The 20044-nt window shown below is 40.7% G+C and carries 12 protein-coding genes and 1 CRISPR repeat array; of the genes, 5 read left to right on the top strand and 7 right to left on the bottom strand.

From position 1 onward, the window contains the following. Window positions 1-66: 66 nt before the first annotated feature. From L1267_RS17620 to fabB, 4 genes are all read right to left on the bottom strand, one after another. Entirely contained in the window at window positions 67-4227 is a 4161-nt protein-coding gene (locus tag L1267_RS17620) for a FimV/HubP family polar landmark protein (protein ID WP_235383624.1), read from the bottom strand. Between the two features lie 321 nt (window positions 4228-4548). After that, the gene (locus L1267_RS17615; protein ID WP_135924112.1) at window positions 4549-5565 is read right to left on the bottom strand and encodes an aspartate-semialdehyde dehydrogenase; all 1017 of its coding nucleotides are present in this window, start codon (window positions 5563-5565) and stop codon (window positions 4549-4551) included. 32 nt (window positions 5566-5597) lie between these two features. Next, entirely contained in the window at window positions 5598-6719 is a 1122-nt protein-coding gene (locus tag L1267_RS17610) for a 4-phosphoerythronate dehydrogenase (RefSeq protein WP_199525980.1), read from the bottom strand. 188 nt (window positions 6720-6907) lie between these two features. Next, window positions 6908-8122 (bottom strand): beta-ketoacyl-ACP synthase I, encoded by a 1215-nt coding sequence (fabB, locus tag L1267_RS17605; protein WP_135924110.1) that lies wholly within the window; start codon window positions 8120-8122, stop codon window positions 6908-6910. 180 nt (window positions 8123-8302) lie between these two features. Here fabB and mnmC point away from each other — a divergent pair, with 180 nt between their 5' ends. From mnmC to L1267_RS17585, 4 genes are all read left to right on the top strand, one after another. Further along, entirely contained in the window at window positions 8303-10351 is a 2049-nt protein-coding gene (mnmC, locus tag L1267_RS17600; RefSeq protein WP_235383623.1) for a bifunctional tRNA (5-methylaminomethyl-2-thiouridine)(34)-methyltransferase MnmD/FAD-dependent 5-carboxymethylaminomethyl-2-thiouridine(34) oxidoreductase MnmC, read from the top strand. 126 nt (window positions 10352-10477) lie between these two features. Then, window positions 10478-11113 carry an SDR family oxidoreductase gene (locus tag L1267_RS17595; protein ID WP_135924108.1) on the top strand — a complete coding sequence of 212 codons (636 nt, stop codon included), beginning with the start codon at window positions 10478-10480 and terminating at the stop codon, window positions 11111-11113. 83 nt (window positions 11114-11196) lie between these two features. Further along, complete coding sequence (locus L1267_RS17590; protein ID WP_135924107.1) at window positions 11197-12033, top strand: substrate-binding periplasmic protein; 837 nt, start codon at window positions 11197-11199, stop codon at window positions 12031-12033. Between the two features lie 7 nt (window positions 12034-12040). Beyond that, window positions 12041-13519, top strand: coding sequence for a methyl-accepting chemotaxis protein (locus tag L1267_RS17585; protein WP_135924106.1), 1479 nt, complete (start codon window positions 12041-12043; stop codon window positions 13517-13519). On the opposite strand, the gene L1267_RS17580 is transcribed toward L1267_RS17585, so the two are convergent. Next, a complete protein-coding gene (locus L1267_RS17580) occupies window positions 13509-14282 on the bottom strand; it encodes a sulfite exporter TauE/SafE family protein (protein ID WP_135924105.1) in 774 nt (257 codons plus the stop codon). The genes L1267_RS17585 and L1267_RS17580 overlap by 11 nt on opposite strands. Window positions 14283-14487: 205 nt before the next feature. On the opposite strand from L1267_RS17580, the gene L1267_RS17575 reads away from it, so the two are divergent. Further along, window positions 14488-15204, top strand: coding sequence for an enoyl-CoA hydratase/isomerase family protein (locus L1267_RS17575; protein ID WP_235383622.1), 717 nt, complete (start codon window positions 14488-14490; stop codon window positions 15202-15204). A gap of 101 nt (window positions 15205-15305) precedes the next feature. Here the strand turns inward: L1267_RS17575 and L1267_RS17570 are convergent, their stop codons facing one another. Both L1267_RS17570 and L1267_RS17565 read right to left on the bottom strand, forming a co-directional pair. Then, window positions 15306-16580, bottom strand: a complete 1275-nt coding sequence (locus L1267_RS17570; RefSeq protein WP_235383621.1) for a hypothetical protein — start codon at window positions 16578-16580, stop codon at window positions 15306-15308. Between the two features lie 54 nt (window positions 16581-16634). Further along, window positions 16635-18173, bottom strand: coding sequence for a DUF2235 domain-containing protein (locus tag L1267_RS17565; RefSeq protein WP_235383620.1), 1539 nt, complete (start codon window positions 18171-18173; stop codon window positions 16635-16637). A gap of 544 nt (window positions 18174-18717) precedes the next feature. Beyond that, window positions 18718-20005: direct repeats of the CRISPR family, unit length 28 nt; unit sequence TTTCTAAGCTGCCTGTGAGGCAGTGAAC. Window positions 20006-20044: the final 39 nt, after the last annotated feature.

Below are 20044 nucleotides of genomic sequence, written 5' to 3'. Positions count from 1 at the left end.
TACAGAATGCTGTGCAGCAGACATAAAAAAACCGAGCTCGTTGGCTCGGTTTATTATTGGATAGTATTACTCTTTAATCTTAGCCTTCAACGAAAGTGCTTCTTCTTGCACTTCTTCTGGGCCATTTTCGATCACATCTTCAATGGCTTGTAATGCAGCATCAAAGTCGTCGATTTCAATATATGCCCTTGCAAGGTCTAGTTTTGCTGAGTATCCGCCACTTTCGGCATCAACATCTGTTGGGTTGTCACCTGCGAGTAATTCATTAAAATCACTAAGCCCTACATCCATATCAACCTCATCGTAAGGTTCATGGTCTAATGCTTCATCGTCGCTTTGCTCAAGTAACGAGTCAATATCAACAAACTCATCGCCTGTAGACTCAGGCTCTTGAGCTGCTGATACATTATCCTCAGGCTCTGGCTGTGCGTCGTTTTCAACCTGCAAGTCTTCATTTAACAGTGCGTTAAAATCAACATCAAACTCACTGGCATCTGCAATGTCGGCTTCATCTGGCTCTGCTAGCTCATTTAGCAGCGCATCAAAGTCTGTTTGAGTTAAATCAGCCATGAAATCATCGTCGATTTCATCATCAGATAGCGTAGTTAAGTCATCACTGCCCACAATTTCTGATTCAATGTCTGCGATGGTGTCAGCTTCGTCTTCATGTTCAAGCTCAATATCGTCAAGGTCTAGCTCAAACTCCGCTTCGCTCTCAAGGTTATCGCTATTATCTGCAGCTGTCGGCAGCTCAGACTCAGCACTTGTACCCACTGCATCATTTGACTCTGTTAAGTCATCTTCAGATTCTAGAGCATCTTGCTCAGTAAACTCATTATCTAGCAACAACTCATCGTCAAAGTCATCCTCTAACTGATTAAGTTCATTACCACCCGCCAGTGAATTTGCAAGATCTTGCTCTGCCTGACTTGGTTGTAAAGATAAATCATCTTGGAACTCATCAATTGAGTCTTCTGACTCAAAACCAGCATCATCTAACTCAAGTTCAGGGTATTCATCAAGTTCTTGACTCGGTGTAACTGTGTCTTGAACGAGAGGCTCATCTTCAACGCCTAGGTCAAATTCATCTGTTAGTTGATCATCGGCAAGAGGATCGTCACCTAAATCTATTTCAACTTCTTCAATATCTTCTTGAGGTTCATCATCAATAGACCAGTCTGGAGCTGCTATATAATCATCTTCGTCTTCACCTATTTCACTTAATAATTCATCAACACTTTTTAGTGATGGATCATCAAATTCATCCAGTGAATCTTCGTCATCTAGTAGATCATCGGTGTCTTCGTTAAACTCGTGATTGAGCGCTTCATCAATATCGACTAAATCAGAAGCCACTGACTCAACATTCAAGTCGTCTATTGCTTGGTCTGCATCAGCTAGATCTTCTAGTGACTCTTGTAAACTCTCATCGTGTTCTTGGCTTTGGGCATCATCAAGACTTAAGTCATCTATCTGAGCTTGTGTATCTTCTTTAAGTTCATTAGCCTCTTGAATTAACTGTTCAAGCTCATCATCTGAAACAGCTTCATCATCATCTTCTTCCAGTAGTGAGTCTAAGTCGCCCATATCTAAAGAGTCAGCTAACTCGTCCTCAGAACTGCTTGGCTGTGCTTGTTCAACTTCATCAAGTAAAGAATCTATATCGTCTTCTTCAAGTGCATCTTCTGAATCACTTTCTTCAAGATCACCTTCGTCGATTAATTCATCAACCTCAGGCTCTTCAGCTACTGCGTCTTGCTCGGCTACATCGTCGATTAAAGAGTCAATGTCATCGGTATCAAGGCTATCTTCATCGTCTTGCTCGTCGACTAGCTCATCAACCGCAGGCTCTTCAGCTACTACATCTTGCTCGGCTACATCGTCAATTAAAGAGTCAATGTCATCGCTATCAAGGCTATCGTCATCATCTTGCTCGTCGACTGGCTCATCAACCGCAGGCTCTTCAGCTGGTGCCTCTTGCTCGGCTACATCGTCGATTAAAGAGTCAATATCATCGCTATCAAGAGTATCTGAATCGTCTTGCTCATCGACTAGCTCATCAACCACAGGCTCATCTGCTGGTGCGTCTTGCTCGGCTACATCGTCGATTAAAGAGTCAATATCATCGAGATCAAACGTATCGTCATCGTCTTGCTCATCGACTAACTCATCAACAACAGGCTCTTCTGCTGGTGCGTCTTGCTCGGCTACATCGTCGATTAATGAGTCAATATCATCGAGATCAAACGTATCGTCACCGTCTTGCTCATCGACTAACTCATCAACCGCAGGCTCTTCAGCTGCTGCATCTTGCTCGGCTACATCATCGATTAAAGAGTCAATGTCATCGATATCAAGAGTATCTGAATCGTCTTGCTCATCGGCTAAATCATCAACCGCAGGCTCTTCTGCTGGTGCCTCTTGCTCGGCTACATCGTCGATTAAAGAATCAATATCATCGAGATCAAACGTATCGTCATCGTCTTGCTCATCGGCTAAATCATCAGCCTCAACTTCCTCTGCGGTATCATCTATTGACGCATCAAGGTCGTCTTCGTCTAACTCATCTTCGTCAATTAAGTCATCAATATCACTTTGCTGTGCAGGCTGTTCGTTTTTAGTTTCTTCTATTAACGAATCAATATCATCAGAGTCGTCTTCTGCTTGTGTATCATCAATTAGACTATCAATATCGAAATCGTCTTCATCAATGAGTTCTGCTTCTACATTGCCTGCTGTTGGTTGCTCATCGGCAGCATCGAGTAAGTCATCAATATCATCTAAATCAACGTCTTGATTATCATCTGCACTCGCATTTTGCTCATCAATTAAACTATCAATATCAAAATCATCTTCAGCAAGCTCTTCACTTAGAGCCGCCATATCTTCATTTGTATCATCAAGTGAATCATCTGCATCATTGTCGAACAAGTCATCAATATCGTCAGCACTTAAAATATCGCCCGATAAGTCAGTATCTGACTGTTCACTATCCAGATCTATTTCATCACCTAAACTATCGTCTGTTTGGTCAAAATCTTGCTGTAAAAATGCATCCAAATCATCGTCGTCAACGCCCGCTGTCGACTCATCAGCAAACTCAATATCATCGCTAAGCAAACCGTTTAGTTCATCTTGATTTAATACGCTATCGTCGTCATCGAAACTATCATCAATACTGTCGTCGAAAATAATATCATCGTCTGGCAGCATATCTTGATCGTCATCTAATCGGACACTTAGTTCGTCATCATCGTCTGAAGGCTCAGGGACAAGTGGATCAGTTTCTACAATTGGATCAAGATCATCATCTGGCGTATGGACAGGGCTTTGCGGTAAAAACTCATCGTCATCAATATCATCAGTTTCGCTGCTATTGCGTTTTTTCAAGAACATCACAACGGCTGCAATTATCAGCAAAGCCGGTAGAAACATTAAAGCACCGAGAACAAATGGGTTACTCAGAATAGACGAAAAATTAAACCCACTGTTCTCTTCAATCTTTTTTGCTCTTTGCTGCTCTATAATTTCGTTTTGCTTGGCTATCAGCTCTTTAAGCTGCTTTTGGATTTCACTGTCTTGACCAAGTTGATCCCGAACAGTCTCAAGCTCCTTAGATATACCCGTTAACTGTTTTTTTAGTTTGTTATTCTCTTCTAAAATTTCTTCTACATTCTCGACCGACGATTTAAATTGCTTTTGCAACTCAACAAGCTGAGTGCCTTGCTCTGCTTTGATCGTATTTATTTCTTGTTTAAGCTCTTGTTTTGCTTCGTCTACATCGACTTTACGAGCCTGCGTTACATTCTTTTGTGATTCATTTATTTCAGCAGTCGTTAACGTGCCGTTTTTCTTTTTTTCCCATAATTCATCATCTTGCTCTGAGCGCGCTTTTGCTAACGTGGGATTGACCGCACGCATCTCTGCAATTGTTGGGATTTTAAGGTATGCGCCATCGCGCATATGATTAAGGTTTTGGTCTAAAAAAGACGACGGATTTTTGTCATACAATGCTTGCATGACTTGATAAATAGAAACTGAGTTATCAGGACGAATTTTTGCGGCAATACGCCATAACGTATCAGTTGGCTTTATTGGGCCAATTGATCGCCCTTGCTCACCATAGTCGACCCCTTTAGGGCCTTTAAGTGTGGAGCCTTCATCAGAGTATGTCGGTGTAACCACCAATGCAGACGCTAATATGAAGAGTGTTGCTAAACCGCGCATGCTGATCCTTTATGTTTTAAATGTTAACGCAGCAACCTTGGTTGCTTAAACATCAAGTAATTCTTGCAGAATTGATTCTTAATTATGCTTTCTTGCAAGCTCTATTCCAGCTGCAGACTATAAACCAGATGCTAGGCAATATCCATCGCAACACTTTGAAAGTAAATAGCTTAAATATCTACGGCTGAGAGTTTTATTTATTGTTATTGTTAAGTTTATACGCTTTTACAGCGTATGCGGCAATAATTTGGCAGTGAATTCACAAAAAAAGCGGCAAATTGCCGCTCTCTTTCACTTATAGCTCAGCCAAAATCATCAGATTTACAAATAATTTGCGATTAGCTCTTCAGCAATCTGCACACTATTTGTTGCCGCACCTTTACGTGTGTTATCACTAACAACCCACATATTTAAACCATGTGGATGCGAAATATCGGCACGTAAACGCCCTACATACACAGTATCGTTGCCGCTAGCGTCAGACACTGCTGTTGGGTAATCCGCTAAGTCTTCAATAAACTCAACACCTGGTGCATCGTTTAATAGCTGCTTCACATGTTCGATATCTACCGGCATACGCGTTTCAATATTAATCGCTTCACTGTGACCAAAGAACACAGGTACACGAACACAGGTAGGGTTAACCACTACGCTGTTATCACCTAGGATTTTTTGTGTTTCGTTCACCATTTTCATTTCTTCGCGTGTATAACCGTTATCTTCAAAGCTGTCGATTTGCGGGATCACGTTAAAAGCGATTTGTTTAGGGAAAACAGCATTATCCATCGGGCGCGCATTCATTAAGTTTGCTGTTTGCTTAGCAAGTTCATCAACCGCTTCTTTGCCTGCACCTGATACTGCTTGATAAGTTGAAACATTAATGCGGTCAATACCATAAGCATCATAAATTGGCTTTAACGCCACCAGCATTTGAATAGTTGAGCAGTTAGGGTTTGCAATAATATTGCGGTTTCTGAAATCAGCTAAACTCGATGCATTCACTTCAGGAATGATTAATGGCACATCGAAGTCATTACGAAAGTGTGAGGTATTATCAATTACCACACAGCCAGCATCTGCCGCAATCGGTGCGTATTTTTCAGAGACACTACCGCCTGCTGAAAATAAACCAATGTGAGCTTGGCTAAAATCAAATTCTTCAACATCGATTACTTCAATGCTTTCACCGCGAAATTGAATTTCTTCACCAGCACTGCGGCTGCTTGCGAGTAAAAATAATTGGTCAACTGGAAACTTACGATCTTCTAGGGTTTCGATAATTTGACGACCCACTAAACCAGTGGCACCTAATACGGCTACATTAAATTTTTGCGACATGTGTTTTCCTCTGTTGAATAAAGCAAATGGCTTTATTCGTTAATTCTAAATCCCAGTGCAGCTAATGCGCCTTCACATGCACTGTTGGCAGCCACCGATAAAGTACTAAACTCTCGTCGTGGCGGGTAATTCTTGCGTAAACTATCAAAGCCTTCGCTTGCTAATTTACTTCGTAAAATGCCATCGTCACGACGCACATCATAAATTAGATGCACTAAGCGACCTATATCGTCTAGGTTAAAGGTTTCACCTAGTGTGACACAGTGGCTGATTGGCTCCGGTAAAAAATCGTCCAGAGACTTAAGCGCTGCGATGCCTTCAAGCTCACACACTTGCTGATACAGCATTTGTGTGCCGCGAGCTTTGCCTTCGAGTGTATGCCCTGCAATATGCACACTGGCATAACGCACATAATCAAGCAAAGGAGTCAGTATATTGGGTTCATTTTCCCAAACATCAAGCACGCAATCTAATTGGGCACCTTGTTCAAACAATGCTAGCAATGCTTGGTTATCAATTACATCACCACGGCTTGCATTGATAATTGTCATTCCAGGCTTAAGTGCCTTTAAGCGTGTTTCATTAAGCATGTGCAAGGTTTTATGCGGCCCCTGCTTAACTAATGGCACGTGAAAAGTCACAATATCAGCTTGAGCTAGTAATGTGTCTAACTCAATGTGTTCTGCAAGTTCACCAGCTTCATGCTTTGGTGGGTCACATAGCAACACATTAATACCAAGCAAGCTTAACTTATCACGTAAGCAGCTTCCTATACTGCCAACACCAACTATCCCTATGGTTTTACCCTGTAATGAGCTGGCATTTTCTTGGCTCAAGGCATATAAGCTACTAATAACATATTCAGCTACCGCCACGGCATTACAACCAGGGGCGCTGCTAAATGCGATATTTCGCTCAGCAAGTAATTCGGTATCAATGTGATCAACACCTATGGTTGCTGTGCCCACAAATTTTAATTTATCTGCTTGAGTTAGTAGGGCTTTATCTACATTGGTCACCGAGCGAGTTAACAAAATGTCGACTCCAACTAGCTGCTCTGGTTGTAGATTACGGCCATCAAATCGCTCAACATCACCAAAATCGGCAAAGTACTGCTCAACCAATGGCATATTTTGATCTGCAAGAATTTTCATTTGTGTGTCCGAGAGGCAGAAAGTGGCGCTATTGTAGCGAATTTATCGGTATTCGGATAGGTAACAACTAAGACGATTTTGGGGTTATTTATACCCAAACCACCTCAAGGTGCGAGTTTCAGTTGGAATTAAAAGCGAGAATGAAAAAGCCGAGCAATTGCTCGGCTTTAAGCAAATACTGGAGAGGTTTAACCTTTATATTTGCTCATTACGAGAGTGGCGTTCGTGCCACCAAAACCAAAGCTGTTAGACATAACTGTATTTAGTTCAACGTCTTTACGCTCAGTTACGATATTTAGACCTTGTGCTTGCTCATCCAGTTCATCTATGTTGATTGATGGAGCAACAAAGTTATGCTCAAGCATTAATAGCGAGAAAATTGCTTCGTGTACGCCTGCTGCACCTAAAGCATGACCTGTCATCGCCTTAGTTGCACTGATCATTGGAGAGTTACCACCAAATACTTCTTGGATAGCGCCAAGCTCTTTAACATCGCCAACTGGTGTTGAAGTACCATGCGTATTTAAGTAATCAATACCACCTTCAAGGCCTTGCATTGCTTGCTTCATACAACGTACAGCGCCCTCACCTGATGGAGCTACCATGTCATAACCATCAGAAGTTGCACCGTAGCCTGTGATTTCTGCATAGATGTGCGCACCACGAGCAAGTGCATGCTCTAATTCTTCAACAACAACGATACCGCCACCGCCAGAGATAACAAAACCGTCACGGTTTGCATCGTATGTACGTGATGCTTTCTCTGGTGTTTCATTGTACTTAGTAGACAATGCACCCATTGCATCGAATTCCATTGCAAGTGTCCAGTGAAGCTCTTCACCACCACCTGCAAAAATAACGTCTTGCTTACCTAGTTGAATTTGCTCAACCGCATGACCAATACAGTGTGCCGATGTCGCACACGCAGAACTGATTGAGTAGTTAACACCTTTAATTTTGAAAGGTGTTGCAAGACATGCAGAAGTCGTGCTCGCCATAGTACGTGGTACCATGTAAGGACCAACACGTTTTACGCCTTTTTCACGTAAAATGTCAGCTGCCTCAACTTGCCACTTAGACGAACCACCACCTGAACCCACTAATAAACCAGTGCGCTCGTTTGAAACTTGCTCTTCACTAAGGCCAGCATCTTCAATTGCTTGTGCCATTGAGATATAAGCGTATGCAGCTGCATCGCCCATAAAACGCATTGCTTTACGATCAACAAACTCTTTAACATCAATATCGATTTTGCCCGAAACGTTACTACGTAGGTTGTAGTCGGCAAATTCCTGGTTGAATGCAATACCACTGCGGCCTTGTTTTAATGATTCTAATACTTCTTCTTTGTTGTTACCGATGCTTGAAACAACACCGATGCCCGTAATAACGGCTCTTCTCATGGGTAATTACCTTAGCTCTATACTAAATTGTGTTCTATTTTACGCTGAAATTACTTTCGAAGTGGTCAGCTTTCTAGCGTACACTTGTACTCTGAATGTCTAGCTTATAAATAACGCCAGACTATTTCAAAGAAAACACGTAAAATAATTAAAAAAAGTTTGTAGTTAATTAGTTAAACCATGATCAAAAACGCACATATTCATTTTAATCACCTTGGTACCCCTGTCGCCGATCAGTTTGACGATGTTTATTTCTCTAACGACGATGGCTTAGCCGAATCACATTATGTTTTTTACCAACAAAACAATATCCCGCAACGATTACAAAATCATGACCGTAACCACTTTGCCATTGCTGAAACAGGCTTTGGTACTGGGCTTAACTTTTTAAATACCTGGCAACATTTTGCTGCTCACCTTGATAGGCAGCATGCAGAGCTAGAAGTTCAAAATCAACACGACCTTAGTGGCAATAAATGCGTAAATAGACTGCACTTTATCTCATTCGAGAAATACCCTATTAAGCGTGATGACCTCACACAAGCACTTAAAGCCTGGCCTAATTTAAGCGATTATAGTGAGCAACTGATTGCTCAATACCCTATTAATTTGGCCGGTTGTCATCGTCTTGAATTTGCTGGCGGCAAGCTAATACTCGACCTTTATTTTGGTGACGTACAAGACAGCATCGATACCATGAGCTACCCAAGTGAAGGAGTTATCGATGCCTGGTATTTAGATGGCTTTGCTCCAAGTAAAAACCCAGATATGTGGCAGCAAAGTTTGTTTAACAAAATGCGAACTATTTCAAGAGCAAATGCCACACTCGCCACTTTCACTGCCGCAGGCTTTGTCAGAAGAGGGCTAATCGAAGCAGGCTTTAAAATGAGTAAAGCTAAAGGCTATGGTAAAAAACGCGAAATGCTGATTGGCGAGCTAACCGAGCCTAATCAGCAACAATCAGGACCAGCGTATTTTGCTCACCAACGAAGTGAACTGAGTAATGTAGCTGTTATCGGCGGCGGTATTGCCAGTAGCTGCGTACTGTATTCACTGGCTAAAAGAGGCCTGAATGCCACACTTTTTTGCCAAGATAAAGCCCTTGCCATGGGCGCTTCACACAATGTACAAGGAGCTGTTTATCCGCATTTACAAGCGAAGAATTCACCGCACAGTGAAATGTTTGCCCATAGTTTTTTATATGCGATGCGTCTTTATCAGCAATTGCTTGATGATGGTTTTGACTACCCTCACCAGTGGTGTGGTGTATTGCAACATGCGGTTAAACAAGGCCTAGCTGATAAACATCAAAACCTTGCCGATAAAGAACTTTGGCCAACTGAATTAATGCGCAATGTAAGTGCCGAAGAAGGTGACAAAATTGCCGGTGTAGAAACGGGCTACTCAGGTGTATTCTTTGCAAAAGGCGGTTGGGTAAATCCACCAGCACTTGTTACAGCATTATTTAAAGCAGCAAACTCCTTAAGTGCGAGTAACAATAGTAAAATAGATAGCCACTTTAATTGCCATATTGAAAAACTCGAAAAAACCGCTGACGGCTGGCTTTTACACAGCAAAGAGCAAACATTTGGGCCTTTTAGCGATGTAATTAACTGTGCAGGTGAACACAGTGACCAGTTTAGCCAAACTCACGCACTGCCTGTTGTTGGTGTGCGCGGCCAAGTCTCGCATGTGCAAGCAAGCGAGCAGTCAAAACGCCTAAAGACAGTGCTTTGCCATAAGGGCTATTTTACTCCTGAATATCATGGCCATCATTGTATGGGCGCAACCTTTGAAAAAAACTCAAAAAGCCGTGAAGTTAAAGAGCAAGACAACCATACCAATCGCGAACAACTATTAAGTTTTTACAAAGACAGCGAGTTTGCAACGACCTTAGGTGAAATAACAGCGGCAAAAGCAGCTGTAAGATGTACCTTCATCGACCATCTACCTATGGCTGGTGAGTGGGCTGAACAAAGTGATTATATAAATGCGTTTGCCAATCTACGCTTGGGTAAGCGTTATCAATACCAAGCTTTAACGAAACCTCAGCAGGGCATGCATGTGCTTACTGGCTTTGGCGCAAGAGGCCTGTGTAGTGCCCCTTTGTGTGCTGAGCATTTAATTGCTTGTTTAAACAATGAACCAAGACCATTTAGTGAACGTGTGAGCCAAGCTATTCACCCCGCCCGCTTTATTGTACGCGATTTAATTCGCAATAAAATTTAGCGGTTGGATGGGGCTTTAATTAGCCCCATTATTGTTCTTGATTACAATTTCGTTTTTAGTTTCCCCTTTAAAAATAATTCCTCACCCCAAGGTCTTTACTTACACAGTAATTAGAAGGAGTTTGATATGAAGACCTTAATCATTGGCGCCACAGGTCAAATAGGTAAAATGACCACCGAAAAAATGCTGGCAAGCGGTCATGACGTAGTGGCTCTGGTTAGAGACAAGAGCAAACTGAGTACGCTTGAAAATAATAATTTAACGATTGTTGAGCAAGACCTCGAAAACGATTTTAGTCGCGCATTCGAGGGCGTTGAACAAGTAATTTTTAGTGCTGGATCTGGTGGTTCAACAGGTGCAGATAAAACCTTATTAATTGATTTATGGGCCGCTGTTAAAGCGATTAATTATGCGGCAGATGCCAAGGTTAAGCACTTTATTATGGTCAGCTCAATTGGTGCTGATGCCCCAGACAACATTGAAAGCAGTATAAAACCGTATTTAGTTGCTAAGCACATGGCTGACCAGCATTTAATCAATAGCAAATTAAATTACAGCATAGTCAGACCTGGCACTCTGTTAAATGATGCAGCAACGGGATTATTAACCACCACACGCCCTGCAACCCGCCAAGATGCGGTGATCAACCGTGAAGATGTGGCCGATACCCTGCTATACCTTGCTGAACATACACCGAAAAAGCCAAGAGTGTTTGAATTGTTTAATGGTGATAAATCAATCGACAGCCTTCTGAGCGATTGAATACGTATGCATAAGAAATAAGATTGAGAAAGCGCGTAAAGCACTTTAGTTTATTGTTTACATAATAATAACAAAGGTGCTTTATGCGTCATTTTGCTTTTCTTTTTTGCTTTGCTTTTACGTCGGCTTGTTTCGCCGCACCGGTAAAAGTACAAAGCTACAGTGGCGATACCTCCCTTCCCCACAAATTATTGATCAGCGCCATTGAACGTGCTGGCTTAGAGTATGTTCATCCTTACGAAACCAATAAAGATATCTCTAATGCACGTATCTTAAACGATGTAAAAAACAACCAGCTGGATGTGATGTGGAGCATGACATCTACTCAGTTAGAGCAAGATTATCAAGCTGTTTATATTCCCTTGTTTCGTGGCTTACTTGGCATGCGAGTCGCGATTGTGAAAGCACAAAATCGCGAGCTGTTTAGCTCGGTAACTAGTTTACAAGATTTAAAACGCTTCACCGCTGGGCAAGGTAAAACTTGGCCAGACACGAAAATATTAAAAGCGAATCAACTGCCCGTTGTTACCACATTAAAATACCCTAACTTGTTTCCAATGCTTGAGGGCGAGCGCTTTGACTACTTCCCACGTGGGGTGAATGAACCTTGGGATGAAATTGCCAATCACTCAGAGCTTAACCTCACTGTTGAGCCATACTTAGTTATTAAGTACACCGCACCACTTTACTTTTTCGTCAACAAAAACAATCACACACTACATAAACAGCTAAATGATGCCCTAAACGAGATGATTGCCGATGGCACATTTAACGCCATGTTTTTGGCAGACAGCCAAGTACAAACGGTTTTATCAAAAGCCAATTTAAGCTCGCGTCGCGTTATTGAGCTAGATAACCCAACGTTATCGTCGAACACACCTAATAAAAATAGCCCTTTGTGGTTTAACCCATTTCAATGAGCGCACAATGAAATCATTAAAATACAAAATGACTTTGGCACTGTCTTTGTGCCTTTTACTAAGCGTGATCTTCGTGATCAGCGCAAACTACCTGCTGGCAAAGTCGAATCAGACACAGCAATGGCAAGATGACATCACTGCCCTTAATGAGCAAATGCAGGTTATTTTAGCTGAACCGGTATTCTCTTATGATGAGCCGTTAATCAATCAGATTATTAAAGCTTTTTCGCAAAACAAACATGTACATAGTATTTCAGTGACAGATCATCGCAATAAGCCACTTGCCGCTATCGCTAAACAAAGCAATAGTGCATCGGTTAGCAAAACTATTGATTTGCACTATTTAGATAATTTAATAGGTCATATAAAAATTGGTTACTCACAACAAGCACTGCATAGCACTATTGCTGAATCAACACGAACCATGTTTATTACCTTGCTAGTCTCTTTTATCGCCTTGGGTGTGGTGATTATTTATATCGTGCGACTGTTAGTGATAAAACCAATCGATAGCGTAAATAGCCTTGTTGATGAAATTGTCAAAGGTGAAGGCGACCTAACAAAACGCATTAGCTACCAATCGAATGATGAAATTGGCTATTTAGTTGATGGTTTCAATCGCTTTATAGCGCAAGTACAAGAAATAATTACAGAGCTAGGCAGCACAGCCAGTGAGCTTGAAATGATTGCCAGCACAGTAAACGAAGCATCTGTGCGCTCTAAAAACGAAGCCGAGCTTGAATATAACCGCACAGATTCTGCAACCAATGCGCTTAGTCAGTTAAGTGAAGCAACCAAAGAGATTGCCCAAGGAGCTAATCAAACCGCGCAGCAAACCACCGACGTTCATCGCTTATGCCAACAAGGCGAACAAAATATGAATGCCAATGGCAACATGGTTGACGAATTAGCTGCACAACTTGACCATACATCAAACGTAGTTAAACAACTAAACGCCAGTAGTAATGAAATTAGCCAAGTGCTCGATGTTATAAAAAGTATTGCCGAGCAAACCAATTTACTGGCTTTAAATGCTGCTATTGAAGCAGCTCGTGCAGGTGAATCTGGTCGTGGCTTTGCTGTGGTAGCCGATGAAGTAAGAGCGCTTGCTAGTAAAACCTATGATTCAACGTCTGAGATTGAGTCGATTATTGTATCGCTACACAATAATACCTCTGATTGCGTAACCGCTACGGAGCAAAGCAAGTCACTGAGCGATAAAGTGAGCCAAGCAAATCAAAAAAGCCAAGCAGTGTTTAAAGATATTGCTAAACAAATCAATACCATTAATCAAATGAACGAGAGCGTTGCAGCAAGTTCTGAAGAGCAAACCAGTGTGACCGCTGATATATTAAATACCATGCAACTCATTAACCAAGGCGCTAAGAGCCTATCGCAAGAAGCTCAACACCTTGATAACACCATAGGCCAGCTTAACGAATTAGAGCGCGGCATCGTTGCTAAACTGGGTTTATTTAAATATTAAAAGCCATGATCCCCTGCCACGCAAGTTGCAGGGAAAGCACCGTTAACACTAAACGAAAAATCTTTTTAAATTTATCTGACGAAATGCGGTGCAATAACTTAAGGCCAAACCAAGTACCTAAAGCGCCGCTAACTATCATGAGCATAACCAGCGGCAACCACTGCCAAAATGCAAACCCGACAGCCCCATATAAAATCGCTTTTAAGGTATGTTGCACTGTCATGCAGCTTGAGAATGTGGAGGTAAATTTAAGCTTATTATAATTATTTACATATAAGCAGCTGCCAACCAAAGGCCCACTTGCCCCTACAAACATCGAGATAAACGTGGTCCAAAGCCCAGCGAGAACACGCCATAACTTTGAGGTTTCTCTAAGCTTCGGCGTAACTCCCCACAGTAAATAAAGCACAAAGGCGGCAACGACTATTTTCATTAATTCAAGCGGAATTGATGTGACAATCGTTGAAGCAACCAGCGCACCTATGACTCCCCCTAAAGAGAAGTACACAAACATAGCACCATCAATATGTTTAAACGTGAACAAAAAGCGGTTTGCATTAGAGCCTAACTGCACTAAGCCATGAACAGGAATAACCACACTCATAGGAAGCATAGTTGCCATGATCACCAGCAACATTAAACCGCCACCCGCACCAAAAGCTGCTGAAATCATTGAAGTAAAGCCGGCAACCACAATGAGCATTATTGTGCTGATCGGACTTAATAAATCTCCACCCAAAAACTGCCAACTGATCAAATCCATTGTTATGCTTTAAATAGTGTGTTTGATCTAACGCTACCATGACTCACCACTATTAGCGACAAATTGGAAAATCGTTTCGACTAAAAGACCATATCAACCAAAAGAGAAGTGCCCCTAAATTCACAACTGGTCAGACTTGTGGTTTATTTTGTTAAACCGATGGTATATAACTATGCCCACAACACAATAAAATTAAAGGCACAGCATGACACTGATGAATGTAAGTACACAAGGATCTGTTGCTATATTAACTATGACAACAGCTGAAAATCGCCACAATCCTGCTTTTGCAGAGGCCTTTTTAACTTGCCTTGACGAAATCGAAAGTAACCCTGAACACAAAGCACTGGTGATCACTTCAAGCAGCGAAAAATCATGGAGTTTAGGCATAGACACCGATTGGCTTATGCCCGCATTAAAAACACAAAAATTTGCAGAAGTAAGTGGCTTTATGCACTCAATGGACGCGGTATTCAAACGCCTATTACTGTTCCCAATGCCAGTAATCGCAGCGATAAACGGCCATGCATTTGGTAATGGCGCAATTTTATCGTGCGCCTGTGATTTTAGGTTTATGCAAAGCGACCGTGGTTTCTTCTGCTTCCCCGAAGTGGACTTATCAATTCCGTTTTTACCGGGCATGCTCGCCTTCATTAAAAAAGCCATTCCAGACTATCGTTTTAACGAGATGATGCTAACGGGCCGCCGTGTTACTGCAGACGAACTTGCCGCTGATCATGTTATCGAACAAGCCTGCCCAGACAACGAAACCTTGTTAAATACCGCCCTCGAATTTGCCAGCCAATTCGATAAAAAACGCGCTATTTTCGCCGAGCACAAAAAGCGACTACACAAACACATCATCGACACCATAGATATAGAAAACAAACCGATTATTGATACCGTTCAGTTGATTGTTTAGAATTTTCTAAAATTGAATTCAAGGCTGATGAGCCAAAGATTGCCACAATTCACATAGAGGGATAGAGAGTTAATTTCTATTCCTATTTAATTTCAACGATACTACTTTCCTTTCGTAATATCAGTTAACGCAAACTTGGTGAGCAACATTAAATCCTTAGAAAACGAAGCTGGCAGCAAAGATAGTACAAACTTAATCAGCGTAGACTTACATTGCCTTAATCCAAATTTATCACTTAAATTCCAAATTGGGTTACTCGGATCTGCATACTCCGCATATTGAAATAGCTTTTCAAAAAATGCCTCTATAGAATTAAAAGCTTTTATTTCAATTAGTTCTGACAAGTGACAAACTATTGCTTGTGAGTAATCTACAAATACTTTATCTGCACTTGTTCCTCTTTTTACACTAACTAAAATAAGATCTATCTCTCCGCTAAACTTCCAGCTAGTTTCAGACTCAAGTAAACGTCTATCTTCATCAAATCTAGTGTCAGAATAAGTCCAATATTTTTCTCCTACTAAAACTCCATCATTGTTTACTTCATCACTTTCTTTGAAACCTGCGCAATAGATATCTATATAGTTATTTGACCGCTTATCAAAATAGTCAAGATTATTAGAAATTAAAGTTTTATTTTTATCAATAGTATTTCTTGAGAATAGAAATGCTATCAACTTCACATTATTTTCATTGAATCGTAAAAAAATATCTTCCTCTTTTCTTTTTGAAGATGAAGCATGCAGCATGTAATTAACAGGAGTAAAATCACTAACTAATTTATCTATAAATAATTTATCACTAACTAATTTATCTATATCTATATAATCATTCTGGTTACTTAATTTGATGATATCTTCCAAGATTGAATTTGACTTTTTCTCTTGAAAGGTATTTTTTTTCAATACACTCAGCATTTCTTTACTTCGATCAATTTGTAATTTAATCATATATTCTTGGGCTTCAATATGCCCTTTTTTAGAGGCGAGCTGTATGAACTCTTCTGACTGTTTTTTATCTATTTTTAGATCCGTTGTGAGAAACCTCTTTCCTTTTAGTAACAATAGGCCAAATTCAAATAATGCTTGAGGATCTCCATTGTTACTATCTCTCTTTAGCTTTAGGAAATCATTTTCTTCTTGAACTAGCTTTTTGTAGCTTTTCGAATATTTTTTCTCTAAAATTTCTATAGCTTTTTTACATCCTAACTTCGCAGCATTTGATAATAACTCTTTAGATTTTATTGCATCCTTTTTGTAATGGCCTATGTTTTTAAAATGCTTCCCTACCCGGTAGACTTCAGATAAACGGAATAACGCCTCAGGATCATTTTTTTGGGCTAATTTTTCTAATTTAACTATGTCAATATCATCCATTATGACCCCCGATATAACATTTACAGAAATATATTTTGCAATAGAATCTTTCAATTAAGATATTCTTGTTACTTTAAGTTGAATACTTCCTTGGTTATTACGGTACAGGGACCAAACATCATTTGGAAAAGCATAAAAATACCCTGAAGATTCAACTTTTAAAGCGTTAGGTTTATTTTGATGCCTAGGAAGCGCAACATACTGATGCGGATGAGGACTGCCATCATTTGGTACTGCTTTTTCTTGGTTTGAATCATTAGCAATACAGCCCACAGCTATAAACCAAGGCATATGCTCTATTCGCTTGGTTCCCCAAAAATCTGTAGATCTATTTTCTGTTGCTTGCTTAAATTTGCGCTCTGTCATCCCCCAAATAGACGATGCAAATCTAATAATATCGCCAGCTGTTAACTTGCCATCTTCTGTCCCTAACCAGTCGCACACATCTTTGCTATCTTGCCAACATCCTTCAGATTCAAAAATATATCGCTGCCCTTTTTCCATATAAATATAGGTAGGAGTCCAATGCTGCTTTGCAAAGATATTTACTTGTGAAGATTCATTTTTTGCTAATTTTATTGTTGGCCAATATTCAGGATGCTCTATAGGCGAGACTGCTTGTCGTTGAAACACACTTTCATGGAAGTGCGCTTGGTTTTCAGCAACAACACAGTCGATATTTCGAGGTCGTGATCTAAACTTAGCAAAAATGCCTTTATAAGAGTTGTGTAACACACCTGCGGGATTTGGCTTCAATTGCTCAAATATTCCGTCTCTAAAAACTAATCCAGCTTCGGCTGCTTCTTTTAACATCCATTCAAGTGTTATATCTGATAAGTCAGTATTGCTGTATCCACCGCCCACATCAGAGTGCACGCCCGGAAACCATTTTTCTTTAACGTCACGATCACTTGCATACTCAGTCCAGCGAGTAACACAAAAGCTACTCCTTTTTTCATCCATAGCCATTGCATGCCTAGCAATATTTATATGTTTGCCAAGCGTGGTATCGTGGAAACGCCATGAGGCAGGATTATCTAATAAGTTAAAAAGCTCCATATCATTAGGAATACCTAGCGCCCCTACGGTATCCCATACACCAATAAAATGAATCGGTAGAGCAGCTTTGTGATTTAAAAACTGGCTGGGTTCAATAGTTTTAACACCTGATTTATAGTTATCAAAATGCTTATGAACATGCTCCCATTGTTCCTCACTTTTATCTATTTTGCTAAAATCAAGCAAGCCTAGATTAAGTAGCCCGCCTAAACTTCTTGCTGTAAAGGCGCCGCGACTAAAACCAAATATATAGACTTTATCACCATCGCAATAGTTATTTGCCAACCAGTAATAGGCACTACAAATATGGCGCTTAATGCTTTTTCCTAAAGCTCCATCAACAATCGAATCTTTTAAACCTGTTTCTTCACCACCAAGCCCTGGGTGGTAATATGCTTTTTGTAACTCCCCCATACCATCTTTTTTTGCTAGAGCATGGTAAAGCTTTACAACATTTGTGGGTGCGGGTATGCCGTTATCTTCTTGACTTGGGTTATTCCAGGTTCCGTCACAACAAATAATTAAATTAGCCATAAGTACATCCTTGTATGTTCATTTGTCTAACTTATCTAGGCAACGGCCTCTATAAAGTCAAAATTTAACCACTTCAATAATGTAATTTAGGAATTTTCTGAGAAGGTACTTTTAAGAGGAAACAGTTTCACATTCTTAGTTCAACTGTTGTAACCGATTGGTTTTTGAAATAAAAAAGGCTGCTCTGAGAGCAGCCTTTTTCATATTTGGTGGAGCTGGGGGAGTCTGAATTAACAACACAAACCATTGATTAAAATAAAATAATAAAATAAAAACCACTTTAAAGGCACCAACAATAGTACTAAAAGTAAAAATCACTTAGAATTTTATACTTGAATGGTTTAATAGCAGCACTATGACCCCTTATTTATATACTTCGTTCAGGGACTTTCAGCATCTAAATTTAAGTTCATATAAATTCTTTCTGCTTCGATTTTCTAGATTAAGAAGTTATAGTAGTAATTAATAATCTAAGCACAGCTTACCCAATACTTAACAACTAATACAGCGGTGAGAGGATTGATATTATGAAACTGGCAATTTATTTCTAATCTGCCTGTGCGGCAGTAAAGAAATCACCGGCTTTTATGTTCTCGATACTTTCTTTCTAAGCTGCCTGTGAGGCAGTGAACCTTGATTGCTAATTGGTCGCCCATTTTAATGATTTCTAAGCTGCCTGTGAGGCAGTGAACGAATTGTGCAGGCTGGGGGTACAACTTTAACATTTCTAAGCTGCCTGTGAGGCAGTGAACCTTTTGATGAGAAGTGGTTTAACGATTTTGAATTTCTAAGCTGCCTGTGAGGCAGTGAACTTGCTGGTAAAAAAACCTTCACATCAGAGATTTTTCTAAGCTGCCTGTGAGGCAGTGAACATATTCAGGCTCGAATACTCAACCTAGTCCAATTTCTAAGCTGCCTGTAAGGCAGTGAACTCGGACTTGGACTTTATACAGCAACGTTTCATTTTCTAAGCTGCCTGTGAGGCAGTGAACCAAGATCGGCCTCTACATAGTCTGGTTCGGAATTTCTAAGCTGCCTGTGAGGCAGTGAACTATCTTCTCGTTATTCACCATCGAAGCATATTTTTCTAAGCTGCCTGTGAGGCAGTGAACGATGCCAGCTTGTAGATGCTGTTTTAGGCTACTTTCTAAGCTGCCTGTGAGGCAGTGAACGTATTCACTATTAAGTTGAATTACACCATTGTTTTCTAAGCTGCCTGTGAGGCAGTGAACTTCACTATCACCGTGTTTATATAGCGCATAAGTTTCTAAGCTGCCTGTGAGGCAGTGAACTTAATTACGTAGCTACCTGATATACTCTTATATTTCTAAGCTGCCTGTGAGGCAGTGAACGCATTGATAGAGCTTGTATTGCCGTTTGTATCTTTCTAAGCTGCCTGTGAGGCAGTGAACAGGTAAGTATGGAAACTGGCTTAAGTCATTATTTTCTAAGCTGCCTGTGAGGCAGTGAACATACATTGAGTTGCGCTGCATTTACAGTGAAATTTCTAAGCTGCCTGTGAGGCAGTGAACTTTCATACGTTTTGTGTCCGTCTTGGCGTGTCTTTCTAAGCTGCCTGTGAGGCAGTGAACAAAGAGCAACCGGCAAGATGACTTCCTTAATATTTCTAAGCTGCCTGTGAGGCAGTGAACCTTTGGCTAAGTGATGGGCGACTACCTTTGTCTTTCTAAGCTGCCTGTGAGGCAGTGAACAAGTATGTTTGTCATATTAAACCCATCCTAATTTTCTAAGCTGCCTGTGAGGCAGTGAACCTTTGGCTAAGTGATGGGCGACTACCTTTGTCTTTCTAAGCTGCCTGTGAGGCAGTGAACAAGTATGTTTGTCATATTAAACCCATCCTAATTTTCTAA

It is taken from the genome of Pseudoalteromonas sp. OFAV1, assembly GCF_021532595.1.
In the GTDB taxonomy this organism is placed as follows: Bacteria; Pseudomonadota; Gammaproteobacteria; order Enterobacterales; family Alteromonadaceae; genus Pseudoalteromonas; species Pseudoalteromonas lipolytica_C.
The sequence above is the reverse complement of the archived record's forward strand: the minus strand, read 5'-3'. Positions and strand labels throughout refer to the sequence as shown.

Excerpts from the sequence above, each read along its gene's own strand:
- L1267_RS17620 (WP_235383624.1), bottom strand. The coding sequence starts at position 4,227 with ATGCGCGGTTTAGCAACACTCTTCATATTAGCGTCTGCATTGGTGGTT.
- L1267_RS17615 (WP_135924112.1), bottom strand. The coding sequence starts at position 5,565 with ATGTCGCAAAAATTTAATGTAGCCGTATTAGGTGCCACTGGTTTAGTG.
- L1267_RS17610 (WP_199525980.1), bottom strand. The coding sequence starts at position 6,719 with ATGAAAATTCTTGCAGATCAAAATATGCCATTGGTTGAGCAGTACTTT.
- fabB (WP_135924110.1), bottom strand. The coding sequence starts at position 8,122 with ATGAGAAGAGCCGTTATTACGGGCATCGGTGTTGTTTCAAGCATCGGT.
- mnmC (WP_235383623.1), top strand. The coding sequence starts at position 8,303 with ATGATCAAAAACGCACATATTCATTTTAATCACCTTGGTACCCCTGTC.
- L1267_RS17595 (WP_135924108.1), top strand. The coding sequence starts at position 10,478 with ATGAAGACCTTAATCATTGGCGCCACAGGTCAAATAGGTAAAATGACC.
- L1267_RS17590 (WP_135924107.1), top strand. The coding sequence starts at position 11,197 with ATGCGTCATTTTGCTTTTCTTTTTTGCTTTGCTTTTACGTCGGCTTGT.
- L1267_RS17585 (WP_135924106.1), top strand. The coding sequence starts at position 12,041 with ATGAAATCATTAAAATACAAAATGACTTTGGCACTGTCTTTGTGCCTT.
- L1267_RS17580 (WP_135924105.1), bottom strand. The coding sequence starts at position 14,282 with ATGGATTTGATCAGTTGGCAGTTTTTGGGTGGAGATTTATTAAGTCCG.
- L1267_RS17575 (WP_235383622.1), top strand. The coding sequence starts at position 14,488 with ATGACACTGATGAATGTAAGTACACAAGGATCTGTTGCTATATTAACT.
- L1267_RS17570 (WP_235383621.1), bottom strand. The coding sequence starts at position 16,580 with ATGGATGATATTGACATAGTTAAATTAGAAAAATTAGCCCAAAAAAAT.
- L1267_RS17565 (WP_235383620.1), bottom strand. The coding sequence starts at position 18,173 with ATGGCTAATTTAATTATTTGTTGTGACGGAACCTGGAATAACCCAAGT.